At 51.8% G+C, this 14,082-nt stretch carries 8 protein-coding genes; all 8 read right to left on the bottom strand.

Annotation, left to right across the window (positions count from 1 at the left end):
- Window positions 1–62 precede the first annotated feature (62 nt).
- On the bottom strand, window positions 63–2,279 hold the full coding sequence (locus OCU43_RS19760) for a two-component system response regulator (RefSeq protein ID WP_245756608.1): 2,217 nt from the start codon (window positions 2,277–2,279) through the stop codon (window positions 63–65).
- The gene (locus tag OCU43_RS19765) at window positions 2,254–5,124 is read right to left on the bottom strand and encodes an ATP-binding protein (RefSeq protein WP_091360238.1); all 2,871 of its coding nucleotides are present in this window, start codon (window positions 5,122–5,124) and stop codon (window positions 2,254–2,256) included. The genes OCU43_RS19760 and OCU43_RS19765 overlap by 26 nt, the downstream gene beginning before the upstream one ends.
- 9 nt (window positions 5,125–5,133) lie before the next feature.
- A complete protein-coding gene (locus tag OCU43_RS19770; RefSeq protein ID WP_091360239.1) occupies window positions 5,134–6,267 on the bottom strand; it encodes an ABC transporter substrate-binding protein in 1,134 nt (377 codons plus the stop codon).
- Between the two features lie 57 nt (window positions 6,268–6,324).
- Complete coding sequence (locus OCU43_RS19775) at window positions 6,325–7,482, bottom strand: ABC transporter substrate-binding protein (protein WP_091360241.1); 1,158 nt, start codon at window positions 7,480–7,482, stop codon at window positions 6,325–6,327.
- Between the two features lie 72 nt (window positions 7,483–7,554).
- On the bottom strand, window positions 7,555–9,120 hold the full coding sequence (locus OCU43_RS19780) for a hypothetical protein (protein WP_091360242.1): 1,566 nt from the start codon (window positions 9,118–9,120) through the stop codon (window positions 7,555–7,557).
- Complete coding sequence (locus OCU43_RS19785; RefSeq protein ID WP_091360244.1) at window positions 9,113–10,786, bottom strand: MFS transporter; 1,674 nt, start codon at window positions 10,784–10,786, stop codon at window positions 9,113–9,115. Before OCU43_RS19785 ends, OCU43_RS19780 begins: the two co-directional genes overlap by 8 nt.
- The gene (locus OCU43_RS19790) at window positions 10,783–11,934 is read right to left on the bottom strand and encodes a diaminopimelate epimerase (protein ID WP_091360245.1); all 1,152 of its coding nucleotides are present in this window, start codon (window positions 11,932–11,934) and stop codon (window positions 10,783–10,785) included. The genes OCU43_RS19785 and OCU43_RS19790 overlap by 4 nt, the downstream gene beginning before the upstream one ends.
- 268 nt (window positions 11,935–12,202) lie before the next feature.
- On the bottom strand, window positions 12,203–14,029 hold the full coding sequence (locus tag OCU43_RS19795; protein WP_175483567.1) for a GGDEF domain-containing protein: 1,827 nt from the start codon (window positions 14,027–14,029) through the stop codon (window positions 12,203–12,205).
- Between the last annotated feature and the right edge of the window lie 53 nt (window positions 14,030–14,082).

The raw sequence follows: 14,082 nt of genomic DNA on the forward strand, positions 1-14,082 counted from the left end.
ATTGCATAGACTGATTGAAAGACCGGGAGCGATTCCCCCGGCGAAGAAACCACTGATTCTGATCAGTGTTCAGACTTTTTAAGTGGCATATAGCCGTTGGAGGCCCGCAGTAACCCTGCCAGGTCATCCGCACTCAGCGGCCGGCTGAAGAGATACCCCTGCACCTCTTCACAGTCATGCTGTTGCAGAAATGCCAGTTGCGATTCATCTTCCACCCCCTCTGCGGTAACACTCAGCCCCAGATTATGGGCCACCGCGATAATAGCCTGGGTTACTGAGGCATCTCCCGGATCCGTGGTCACATGAGTGATAAAGGAGCGATCAACCTTCAAGCGGTCAATGGGGAAGCGTTTCAGATAGCTGAGACTGGAATAACCGGTGCCGAAATCATCAATCGCCAGCTGTACCCCCAACGCCTTTAAGCGGTGCAGGGTTTCAACCGAACCATCAACATCATCCATCAGCATGTTTTCGGTGATCTCAAGCTCCAGACAGTGCACCGGCAGGCCGGTGTCCAGCAGCACCTGGTACACCAGTTTTTCAAGGTTTTGCTTCGCAAACTGGCGCACCGAAAGGTTCACCGCAACCCTGATCTGCGGCAGCTCTTCCAGTTGCCATTGACGGGTTTGCCGACAGGCTTCCCGCATCACCCACTCACCAATCGGTGCAATCAGCCCGGTTTCTTCGGCGATAGGGATAAATTCAACCGGCGAAACAAAGCCCAGCTGTTTGCTGTTCCAGCGCAGCAGTGCCTCGACACCGACGATTTTACCGCTGTTCATCTCGATCTGAGGTTGATAGTTCAGTGACAATTCATTCTCAGCTATCGCGTGACGCAGATGACTTTCCAGCTCCAACCGTCGTTTTGCCACGACATTCATCGACTTAACAAATAGTTCATAGCCGTTTTTGCCCGCATGTTTTACATAGTACATAGCGGCATCAACGTTTTTCATCAGGCTGTCTACATCCTCACCATGATGGGGGAAAACAGCGATCCCAATGCTGGGCGTTATAACGACTTCATGCCCGGCAAGGTCGATCGACAGACCGATAGAGTCGAGCACTCTGCGGGCAACATTTTCGGCATCCATCACCTGATTAATTTCAGGCAGCAAAACGGTAAATTCGTCCCCGCCAAACCGGGCCACCAGCGGGGGCAAGAGATCCTCATCAGTATTGGTGAAGTGATCATTCAGACCCGCTGTTGCAGAGTGGTCAGCATGTCGGTCAGTCAGGCGGACACTCTCCGTCAGGCGCTGCGCCACCTCCTTCAGCAGCAGGTCACCGATTCCGTGTCCAAAGGTGTCGTTTATCCGCTTGAAGTTATCCAGATCCAGAAACAGCACCGCGCCCAGACAGCCTTTACGTTCTGCCTGATCGATAGCCAGCTGCACCCGGTCACAGAAGACACTCCGGTTTGACAGCCCTGTCAGACTGTCAAACCGCGCCAGCCTTAAGACCTGATCCTGAGCCCGCTTCAGCTCAGACACATCCAGCATGGTTCCGGCAATGATGGTGGCTTTACCCTGATCATTACAAAACACCTCTGCCTGATGCTGTACATTCTTAATCTCCTGTCCGGGTACACTGATACTGTGATTGATCCCGGACATAAACCCGGAATAACCGCAGTTCAACAGCTGTTTAAGCCAGTGACGCATCTGCGGCCTCTCGTTGGCGGGCACGCAGCGCAAGAAGCTGCGAATGCCGGTATCAGTCACTCCTCGCCGTCCCCCCAACAGCTGAAAAAACTGATCAGACCAGTAGACTTCGCCACTTTCCAGATGCCACTCCCAGTTCCCCAGCCGGGCAATCCGCTGAGCGTTACCCAGTCGGGTTTCACTCTTCTGCAACTGGCGCAACTGCTCAGTGGTATTGCTGGCCCGGATCATATAGCTGAGACGGTGCCCCAGTATTTTCCAGTTGAAAGGCTTGGAAACAAAATCGGTAGCGCCGGCCGCATAAGCCTCGCGCACCGAGTCAATATCGTCCTGTCCTGTCGCCATCAGAATAGGAACCAGCTTGCCACAGGGCATATTGCGTAGCTGACGGCAAACTTCAAAACCGTTCAGGCCGGGCATCTCCACATCCATCAGAACAATATCCGGCTGAGCCTCCTGGAAAATCTGCAGCGCGGCAATACCATTTTCAGCCAGCAACACTTCAAACCCCTCATGCTCAAGGGAGTGACTCGCCAGTATCCGGGCAGTGAGGTCATCATCCACCACCAGCACCCGGTAGATTGCGGGTTTACTCACCTGCGTGACTGTCATCATTGCCCTCTGCATGTCTGATCGCTATTAATATCTCCCGGGCGCTCAGGTAGGCCTCTTCTATCTCTGTCAGCAGTGTCGGGGCCTGGTCCAGCATGCCATCCCTGCCTACCTGCTCTAAGGCCTTACATAACTCGGCCAGTGTCATGGCCCCCAAATTATAGCTACTCGATTTAAAACTATGGGCAGCAATCCTCAGCATCTGTCCATCCTGTGCTGCCAGTGCCTGCTTCAACCGCTTGATATCGTCCGGCGACTTTTCCAGATAGGCATCAATAATTTTACGCAGAAAAGCGCCATTGGCATCCATTTCGATCAACTGAGATATAACCCCCTCATCGATAACGGCTTTGTCCAGCTGGAACTCCCGGTCATTTAACAGGGTTTCTCCGGCGACATAGTCTGTCAACCCGGCACCACTGTCCTCTGTTACCCCCTGAGGCAGCCAGTGCCTGAGAATATGAGCGATCTGTTTTTTGCCAAACGGTTTCGCCAGATAGTCATCCATACCCGCATCCAGGCAGCGCTGCCGGTCATCTGACATCGCATTAGCCGTCAGGGCTATTATGGGCAGGTGGGCCCGCTGTTCAGCCTGCTCCTGCTTGCGAATCTCTGCGGTAGCCTGATAACCATCCATCTCCGGCATCTGACAATCCATCAATACCAGCTGATAATCGTTCTCACTGATCATTTTCAGTGCCTGAACACCATTGGCGGCAAGATCAACCCTGACCCCCAACCCCTTTAGTGCCTGAAGTGCATATTCCTGATTCACAGGATGATCTTCCACTAGCAAAATATGCCCCTCAATGACCTCCCGGTCCCCGGACAGTTGCAACTCAGAGGGTTCAGCCTCGGGCTGAGCATCAGTTTTGGCCAGTGTCAGACCAAACCAGAAGGTCGTTCCTCTACCCGGCTCACTGGAAAAATCGATCAGGCCGCCCATCATTTCAACCAGTTGACGAGAGATAGCCAACCCTAGCCCTGTGCCGCCATAGTTGCGGGTGGTAGTGCTGTCAGCCTGAGCGAAAGATTCAAATATTACACTCTGATGCTCGGGTGAAATCCCCACACCGGTATCCGCAACACGAATCTGAAAAGAGAGATTCTCTTCGGTTTCTTCAAACAGCACTGCGGTCACTTCAATTGAGCCATCGCGGGTAAACTTAATAGCATTACCGATAAGGTTGGTCAGCACCTGGCGCAGCCGTACAGGGTCCCCCATTACAACGGTATTCAGCTCATCTGGCAGGTTGCAGGTCAGTTTCAGCCCTTTCTTTTGTGCCTGCAGATTGAGGATGGAGACCTGAGTCCGCAGTAGCTCTGTCAGATTCAAAGGCCGGTAATCCAGCTGCAACTTACCTGCTTCAATTTTTGAGAAGTCCAGTATGTCGTTGATGATATCCAGCAACCCTTCTCCGGAATAGCGGATCATCTGCATAAACCTACGCTGCTCATTACTCAGTTGGGTATCCAGTACCAGATCAGTCATCCCCAGCACACCATTCATGGGAGTGCGAATCTCATGACTCATGGTGGCCAGAAACTCACTTTTGGCTTTACTGGCACTGATGGCGATCTCTTTCTCTTTATGCACCTGCTGAATGGTGGATCTGATCGCCTGTTCCATAAACAGGAATGACTCGGCCAGGCGACCAATCTCGTCCGGCTTGTCCCGGACAAGGTTGAGAATTTTCTGACTCTGCTCCCCCTGACGGATAAAGTCTTGCTCTGGCAGGGATTTGGCATAAGAGGCCAGTGTGTTCAGAGGAGCAGCCATACGGTATACGAGAATAAATGCAGCGCTGATACTGCCCAGAAATATCAACCCGATTATCAGACTTTGCTGCGCGACAACCGCCCGGCCAGGGGCCGCAATTTCAGAAACCGGCACCACCACAGCGGAGTACCAGTCAAATGCTTTAAAGTAACTGAAATAGATCTGCACCTCGCGCCCACCGGTAAACGCGCTATGATGACTGATCGAGCTTTCTCCCCGCTGATAGGCGCTGATTATCTGTTCCAGAACCCCCGCTTTGTTCCAATCCAGATCATCCGTTGTGATCGTGTCGCTCAACCGCTGCGAAGGCGGCTCTATCAGTATCTCCCGGTCACCCCTAAACAGCATAGCGTAGCCTGTCTCAGCCACCTGAAGCTTATTGAAGGTCAGCCGCAGCGTATCGACAATACGATTCATCTGCTTCTGACTTTCCTCCTCAACATCGGCAAAACTGACAATGATTCCCATCGTCCAGCCCCAGTTTGCCAGAGGGAGAAAATAGCCCATATAACGTCCCCCTTCGGGTTCGCCTGGCTTATGCCAAAAGAAAATACCACTATCACCATCAGGCGGTAGCTGATCGAAACGCATCGCCTGATGTAGTTGCCGCCCTTTCAGGTCACGCAACCCCGCTATTGAGGTATCGGTCAGTTTTGGATCAGTTGAACCAACAATCACCCCGTCCGGGGCAAACAGGATAAGGTCGCCGTTATTAAAATCAACATCTGAAAGCCATTGACGGGCCACCTGTTTCGCGGCCTCCTCACTCAGCAGTCCTTGTGCTGAGACGGTCGCATAACTGTCCAGGACCGTTTGCCCCAGACGGGTGAGCTGACGCATATCCGCTTTAATTTTACTGAGGATATCGACCTTTTCACTGATCAGCTGTTCATAGCCAGCACGGATATTCATATCTGCCAGCTGCAGCACGTTGCGGGCTGATTTCTGTTCAGCATCCAGCATCGCCTGCCCCACATCACGCTGGGTGAAATACATCACACCTGCAGCCGTGCAGAGCAATACTGCGACAATCAGGGCGATAATTTTAAACTTGAAACTGGACAACATACTCAGTACTCAGGGTTGTTCTATCTGCCAATAAAGCTGATCCGCTGCAGCCAACAGATCTGCATTGAGGTAAAGTCCTATCTGCTCAGCCGTTTTCAGATTCAGGGTGATTCGGTTTGCTTCCGCAGAGCGATGCGCCAATGATGCCGGCACGCCTCCCTTAAAAATGCCTATTGCCACGTCAGCCAGAGCCTGTCCCTCTTCCGGAAACCCTTGCGCCTGAGACAGGCTCATCAGATACCCCAGTCTCACCTGATCCTGTCCATACTGTGAAAAGGTTGGGATACGGCGATGATTGGCTATCTCAACCAGCTTTGGAATGGTGTCATGATTAATCCCCCCCTGAGCGGTCACGTAGATGGCATCGACCTTCTCTACCAGTTCCCGGAAACAGTTAATCACTGAGCGATTGGCCAGCGACTGATCGGCCACATCACTCTGGGTATAGCAGTTGACTACCTGAAAACCTCGCTCTCTCGCGAGTCGTTGAACCGTATCGATAGACGCATAACTGCGGCCTTCAACACTGTCTTCATAGGCAACCCCCAGGGTTTTAAAACGGATCAGGTCATGAAACAGGGTCAGTTGACGCTCATAACGCTGAGGGTCTTCAGTGACATAGATATGTTGATAGCGCTCCGAATCCCGAATCAGCCCGATATTACGGGGGTTATTAACGGAGATAACCATCGTCGGTACCCTATGGCGATCAACAGCCATATCGATCCCGGCCCAGGTCCCCATCGCTATAAGCAGATTAATCTCACCGGCCTGGTTCAACCGGGCAATAACCTCTTCGCGCAACGCCGCACGGTTACTCCGGTCCCAGCCTGCGCTATAAAAGCCGTCCGGCAAAAATTCGAGGTAATCACTGTGAGCACTCTCAGTTAACCAACGCCACAATTCCCGGGCGGTTGTCAGGTGTTCAGGGATCCGTTGGGGGGTCACCCACCCCCGTGCCATCAGCCCCTCCGTAGTGGCTTTCAGGTATTGATAGTACTCGTAGTATTTCCCACCATGATAATACGCCACCCGCCACTTCTGCCCATGATTCAACACAGGCGAGGTGTCTGCTTCAGCCCCCTGAAGCCACCCCGTTGATAACAACAAAAGCATCCCCACCAGCCATGTCAGCCTTCTCATTTTCCCTGATTTTATAAGTATCACTCGCGCATATATCCTTATTTTTTTATTCTGGCTTTACTCTGAAGGGATATCCCGATACACCTCATCCGCGGCACCCAGGAGCAGTAAAGGAGGATTAAAGCCAACAATCTCAGCCGTTTTAAGATTGACCGCCATGCGAGGGGGCTCTTCAAACAACTGGGTTAGCTGGTTAGGCTCTGCACCATTAAATACCTTGGCAAAGGTGGAGGCGTGGAACTCACCGATATAGCGAAAACCAGCCTGGGACAGACTCAGCAACAAACCTTTGCGAACCTCATCTGATCCGGACTGAGAAAACGTGGGTACCCGGTTTTCATTCGCAATTTTCACCAGTTGACCGATGCTATTAGCGGTAACCCCTCCCTGAACCGTCACATAGATAGCGTCGACCTGAGGAGCCAGTTTGCGAAAACAATCGATGACGCTGGCCTCCGCCTTAGCGGTGTCACTAATGTCACTCAGGGTATGACAGCTGACTATTTTGAAGCCCTGCTGCCGGCTTTGCTTTTCGATAACATCTAGTGCAGCGTAACTGCGGCCGTTCTCAGTATCTTCATACGCAACCCCCAGCGTTTTAAAGTCCACAATATCATGAAAGACCCGCACCTGACGCTCATAACGGTTAGGATCAACCGTAGCGTGAACGTGATCATATCCAGAGTCATATACGCTCTTAATAATACCGGTGGAGATGGGGTCGCTGGCAGACAACACCATGGTGGGAGTATGATGGCGATTATTAGCGAGCGATTTCCCCGCCCAGGTACCCATCGCAATCATCAGATCAAGATCATTCTGGTTCAGCCGGGTAATGATCGTCTCAGTTAACTGACTACGCACTGTTTCGTCCCACTTCGCGGTATAGTGCGCATCGGGCACAAACTCAATATATTCACTGTGTATGCCCTGTTGCAGCCATTGCCAGAGCTGATCTGTTTGTTCGCCCTGCTGTTGCGGGATTTCAGTCTTTTCAATCCAGCCCAGTTGCATTAGCCCTTTAATCGTTTCAATGAGTACTTTCTGATAATCAACATACTCACCACCTTCAAAATAACCAATACGCCAGCGTTCACCCTGATTCATTACCGGAGCAGAAGAAAATTCACCATTATCAGTGAGCCCGCCCGCCTGGGTTAAAGGCACAGCCAGCATCCAGATCATCAGCAGCAACAGACGTTTAACAGATCGCATTATTCTCTCCTAACTAGGACTACAGAAACATTACACTCTTTTATACGCCTGTTTAAAACAGGCCCGCATCAATTAAAGATGCCTTATCGTGATTTTCTCAGATAGCTGCTCTCGCTGAGACCTCAATAGCTGCGTAAACCGGTTTTCCATCTGTAATGCCCCAGGCATTACATCAGCAACGGTTTCGGTCAGCGAAGCTAAGTGCGCGTCCCGCAGAGATATTTTCAGAATCACCTCAAGCTCTGCAGCACTAATGCTGCCGCTGGCCAGTATCTCAAGTAATCCGGCCGGCAGCAAAAACTCACCCTGCTCCACCAAGATCGTTTGCATACCCGAAAGATAACCATTGGTGACACTGTCATGAATCACCGCAGCCAGTTCCGGTAAATTATTCTGCTGCAATACCTCAACAATACCTGCCTGTATCTGTGGCAGGTAGTCTCCCTGATAATACCCCCCCAGGCAGGTCCCCCCCCGCGCCAGTGCAATAACAAGAAAGCAGCCGAACACCGATGGTAAAAGCCGGCCGTCACGAATCGCTTGAGAAAGTGCAGCAGGCTCGAAGCAAAAGTAATACTCCTCTCCATTATCATCGCAACCACAGAGTTGTAACCCACCTGAGATCTCTGTCAGCATCAGTGGAATGCGGCGAAAGCGCTTATCAATCCCCCAGAAACAGAAGGTTCCACAACCCGATGTTTGCAGCTGTTTAAGCTCACGCCTATGGGACCAACGTTGTTCTAAAAGAGCCTGATTCCAACAACCAGGCACCGAGTTCAGCCGTTTACAGACAGCCGTTATCAGCGGATCATTAAATAATTGTGCAACCAGACTGGCTTCGTTGTGAAGGTCTTTAAGAAACAATCCCTCTGCCAGTTTTTCAAGCTCAATCGTAACCAAGTCTGGCATACTAGCAGAGGAACAAAAGAGTCGACTCCAGATCCGTTGGTTTAAGATCACAGATTGGGCAGCATACCCCTGCTGCGACAAGACATCTTCAGACAGATACTCTGCTTCAATCAGCTCAAGCAACGTTTCAAGTAAAGCAGCATTAATCCCATTTCCCATCAAATCATGGACACGCTTAACCAGTTGCTGCAACATCGGCCTGTCCAGCCCTTTAACCCGGGCTACCAACTGACGCCTATATTTATTGGAGAAAGCAGGAATTCGCAGCGGCCAGCTCCCGGCATCCCAGTTGCAGGCATACAGCAGAGCCCCCCGGGGATAGGTGAGATTATCCAATGGAATATTGGCACAGGAAAAAACCGGGAGTGTTGTAACCCCTTCAACCTGAAGTTTAGCCAGCCCAAACAGCAAGCTGCCCTGAACGGATTGGGCAAAAAAATCAACTCCATGGTGATTCGTCGTCAAGGCGATCGGATGCTGAAGAAAATCTGCTGCGGTCCGCTCTGCTATCTGTACCCCCAACAAGGGGGCGACATACTCGTAAATAACATCAGCCACATCTGAGCGAGGCTGATAGCTCTGCGGGCTGAACTGACAAACCTGCTGAAGATATTCAGACAGTGTGCTGTCGCCCGATAACCGCAACACCCGATCAACCACCGGCACCCGATGACAAACATCGCCAAGCAACTGCTCAGCCATACCGGCGCCAACCTCGCCTCTATTCATTGACAACCACCTTAATTCTGGAGGCCGCTTCAACACGCTTTGGAACCCAGGTGAGCAAAGCAAACAGTACCGCTGTCATCAAATACGCTAAACCAAACAGCATCACTCCGGATTCTATATCGGTCATCGCAATAATAGCGGCAAACAGAACCGGTCCCAGCATCTGACCGACCCGGCTGCTGGAACGGAATATTCCCATCGCTTTTCCTTCGCCATACTGCGCGGTCACGGGTTGTTTCAGGACAAAAGCACTCTGGGCAGAAAGCACCAGACAGTTTGACAACCCCAGCAACAGAATTGCCAGGGTAACGGCGATAACGCCATCAAATATAGCGAAGACCAGAAAAGCAAACCCACCCAGCATACAGCCCAGAATGATCGGCGCCCGCTTTGATTCGCTCAGATCGGCAAAGCGACCTATCGCCGGCCCAAACAGCGCCAGTATCACGCCAAACAACATCAGCACCTGACCAATGGCGGCGTCATTAACCCCTGCACGATTCAGATAGAGAGGGCTGAAGTAGTTTAGAAAACCCACCACAGCAATAGATGCCGGCATACTGCTGAAGAGCACCGCCGCCAACACCTGCCGATCTCCCAGAAAGGTCAGAAAACCGCCGATCGGCCGTGGCTTTTGAGGGTCGGGATGTGCCCCTTGGGTGATTGTCACCGGTTCAGGTGTTTCCCCAAACGTAACCCAGCCATAGACGATAACGCTGAAGACGATAACCGCACCTGTCAGGAATACCGGGCCATAACCAAACTGCTCCGCCAGCACCGCTCCGGTTGCAGCACCGCATATACTGCCCGAATACAGCCCGGCAAACAGATGCGCCAGTCCTCTGGATTTATTACTGCTATCCGTGTTCCGGATCACATAACTTTGCGATGCCAGCAGCGTCAATCCATAACCCAGCCCCAGTACCCCGCGGGAGAGAATAAACTGCACCGCATCCGGAGCCAGCCAGGAATAGAAACACCCCAGCCCCGTCAGCACCAGACCGGTATAGAAGGGAGGCTTCCAGCCGCTTCGGTCTAACCAGACACCGCAGCAAAGGATCGCCACGCCGACACAGAGAAACTCAACCGATATCGGCAGGCCGATTAACAGATCCGGACTCAAACCACTAAAGCTCTGGGGCAATGTTTCCATATGCAGCGGAATAAACGCCATCGACAGGTCAATACCAAACAGAAACAGAAAAATAGCCGGGCGCATCTGTTTGTAACGTTCAGGAGGTTCAATCCGCCTCTGGCGACAGCGGCTCTGCTGCAACACAGCCAGCTCCAGCGATACCAGACAGGCAATTAGGAGTACAGTGGCCAGATCAAACAGGCTCAACTGTTTATTCCCCAACCAGAAATGCTGCCAACAAAGCAACCCGAGAGCGGCACCACTAAGCCCCATCATCATCCGGCTCATCGCTTTACCTGTTAACGCGCCACTGCGGCCTGGCAACCCCAGAACCAACAAAAACAGCAATAACAGCGAGGTGGAGGCAGCGGCGGCCCCCCAGAGAACGATCTCATTTAAACCTACGCCAAATCCTGCCCGCTGATAGGCAGCAAACAGCAGTAAAGCGGCTAACAGGAGAACAGCGTAGAGCTGCAAACCGCCCCACAGTAATGCCCTGAACCGTTGCCCCTGACCTGATTGTGCCGTCATGTTATCAGCCTTTTAAGCTCAACTGACTCATCCAGTGAAGGGGAAAGCTTGCCCACCACCCGATGATTATCGGGTAACAACCGGTAAACTCCATCAAACAGCATGACCGGAACACTCGCCAGGGACCAGCCGCCATCAGAACAATGGATCCGGATCCGGGCTTCTTTATCATGCCAGCGACAGCGATGCGGTAAAATATCGATCTCGACCAGATCAGGCTGGCAGATATGATGATGGATATAGGCTACCGCCAGGGCCCCGGTACCACAGGCAAGTGTTTCCCTGTTAATCCCCCGTTCAAAACACCGGTTTTCAATCACTGTTTCACTCTGTTGTCGTGCCAGGTTAACGTTGATCCCGACCGGAAAAATCGAGCTATAGCGTTGATTGAAATACTGCCCGATATGCTCTACCAGCCAGGTACCAAAGTTCTCTCGACGCTCTTTAGTCCCTCCCGGGGCAGTGCTACCGAAGATGCAGTCCGCCAGTTCGGGCAGTGAGAAATCCCGGTCCGGAAAGATCACCAGATGAGGTTCACCGGTAAATACAAGATGCGCCCTGACTTTCAATTGCGTTGCGTGGGTAAAACCACGCAGGTCTCCTTCACGAAACCTGATGGTCATCTCGGGGTAAAAGTCGATCGTCGCGGTCAAAGGGGTCGAATGCTTTGCCCCCGCCAGTTCAACAGGCGTTCGGCGGGGATGCCCAAGGTTAACCCAGCCACCCTGCGGATCATCACCGGCACCGATCTGAATCACTTTTGGGGTCTGCAATGGCACTTCCGTCATAATCGAAGCGGATGACACACCATGTTGATTGAAAAGATGGCTGGCGACACACATTAAGCCGTTGCCGCAACAGAGAGCTTCTTCGCCATCTGGCTCAAACATACGAAACAGATATTCCGCCTGGTCAGCATTCGGCAGCGTGTGCCAATAGCGCCTTGCAACCGCGATCGATTCCAGTGTTGCCGCATTGCAACGCTGGATAACCAGCAGGTTGTCACACCCTATACCGAAGCTGGTATTAGTCGCCTGAAAGGCAAACCTGGACATCTCAGCTTCGGTGAGCCACGAGTGCTCCGTTGCATCTACAATGACAAAGTTGTTACCGCATGATGTGTACTTCACAAACGGAACTAAGTTCATATCAGGTTTCCGGGGGTATGGGTTAGGTACTTCATATCCATATCCATAGCCAGGCTATATCAGACCGGTCAGGATAATTGCCTGTAAATCCCCCTGACCTGTCCGCTGCCGACAACCAAAGGTTGATATAGTATCGCATGTGCTCTGCCAGGGTTAATTCTCAGATAATAGAAACCAAACGCGTGTTTAAATTATTCTTTGAGCAGCAATCTATCACTTGCCCGCTTAATAAATCAAATAATAGGATACCCATTACGGGCCAGAGTGCTCAGCTAACCACTTGATTTCGACCGGTTAGCTTAGCCTGATAGAGTTTATCATCGGCCTGGTGCAGCACTTCATCAATGCCACAGTCTCCTGGCCAGGTGACCACTCCAGCACTGAACGTCAGCTGCACCACTGCGCCGTTTTCAAGCGCTATCTGACTCTGCTGCACAGAGATCAGCAGTGTCTCCACCAACCGGTGGGCTGTCGAAAGATCCGTATCAGGCAGAAGCAATACAAACTCCTCTCCGCCAATACGACTAAACAGGTCGGTTTTTCGCAATACTCCCTGCATGATTCGGGCAAACTCTTTCAGCACCCAATCTCCGGCAGCATGACCATAGCGATCATTGATCTCCTTGAAATGATCCAGATCGATCATAGCAATCGCTATTGTGGTGTTTAACCGTTGCGCCCGGTGGCGCTCTTTGATCGCTTCCTCATTTAAGGCCCGGCGGTTCATGAGCCCGGTCAGTGCATCCTCCCGGGCCAAACGGGTGAGTTTGTCTTCACTGCGTTGCAAAGCATTGGTCATACGATTGAAAGCGCTGGCCAACTGACCTATTTCATCGGATGAACTCACCTCGGCTTTTACCGAAAGATCTCCCGCCTCAACTTTAGCCACCGACTGTTTCAGTCTGACAACCGGGGCGACAATGTTCTGCGCCAGCATAAAGACCAGAACAAAGAGCAGAAACATACTCACCAGCAGCCATGTAGACGCTTCCAGCAGCAGCTTTTTTCCCCCTTCCCGCCAGCCGTGATCGGCGATAAACACCAACAGGGATAACGATGATAACTGGTTGATAGCCTTCTGATACTCTGCAGCGGACACATTCAGAGTCGTTGTACTCACCTGCTCCATCAGTTGATTGAGCACCTGTTCATCGGCAACGGGGGCTGATGCCACAAAACCATCAAACTGATGCCTGAATGCCCCCGATGGCAGACCCGATTTTTGCAATGCTGCGACACTCAGATAGCGGTAATCAGATTCAAAGCGTAAAGGGTTATTTCTCAGCAGCACGACATCCACCGTGTTGATACCCCGGTCTGCCAGACTGTTGCGCAGATCATTAAGGATCTCATCGATCTTACTGCGGTCCAGAAAAGCCGTTACATAACCTTTGAGATGCCCATCACAGGAGAGCAGAGGCTGGGTAAAGAGGAATGTATCCCTCTCAAACAACAACCCCAGAAGTGCGGCTTCCTGCCCCCCGGCATAGTCAATATGAATCGGAGGTCGGGCGATATGTGAGGTCAGCCTGAATATTCGGTTTTGCAAACGGCGGTAATCAACAGAATCGGCATCGCCTCTGCGTTCCATCTCCAGCGCCTGCATAAACAGTTCGTTCTTTTGCTGTTGTAGTTCAGGTAAGTCATCCCGCCAGCGTTGAAATAATGCGTCTATATGCTCAAAGTGCCAGGCATCAAATAGCCAGCTCCCTTGCAGAGTGTGTGGTAGCTCGGATTGAGAACTGCTGGCACGGGCTGTCAGGCTGATATCCACTTTGCCCTTTTCATCGGCAATGATCAGCGCCGAAAAACCCTGACTCTGTTGCAACACATTGCGCACTGACAAGACAAAATTATCAGTGCTGCCCACGTTATCGCAGCTGTTAATACTGCTACCCAGAAGCTCGAACTCACTGACTCTTAAACGGAGAAAGTCGTTAAGCCGCTGAGCACCTGAAGTTGATGCCAGAGAACCAATATTGCCAATCTGTTCGGCGCTCGCATCCAGCTGCACATGATAATAGCTCCAGGTAAAACCCATCACCGGTAGTGCGACCGGAAACATCCAGAGCAGGATTTTGGTCAGCAGGTTCACTCGCAACGCCCCAGCAAGCAGCATACAGAGAGTAGCAACACCCTCATTGAGAC

This window comes from Amphritea atlantica, from assembly GCF_024347255.1.
In the GTDB taxonomy this organism is placed as follows: domain Bacteria; phylum Pseudomonadota; class Gammaproteobacteria; order Pseudomonadales; family Balneatricaceae; genus Amphritea; species Amphritea atlantica.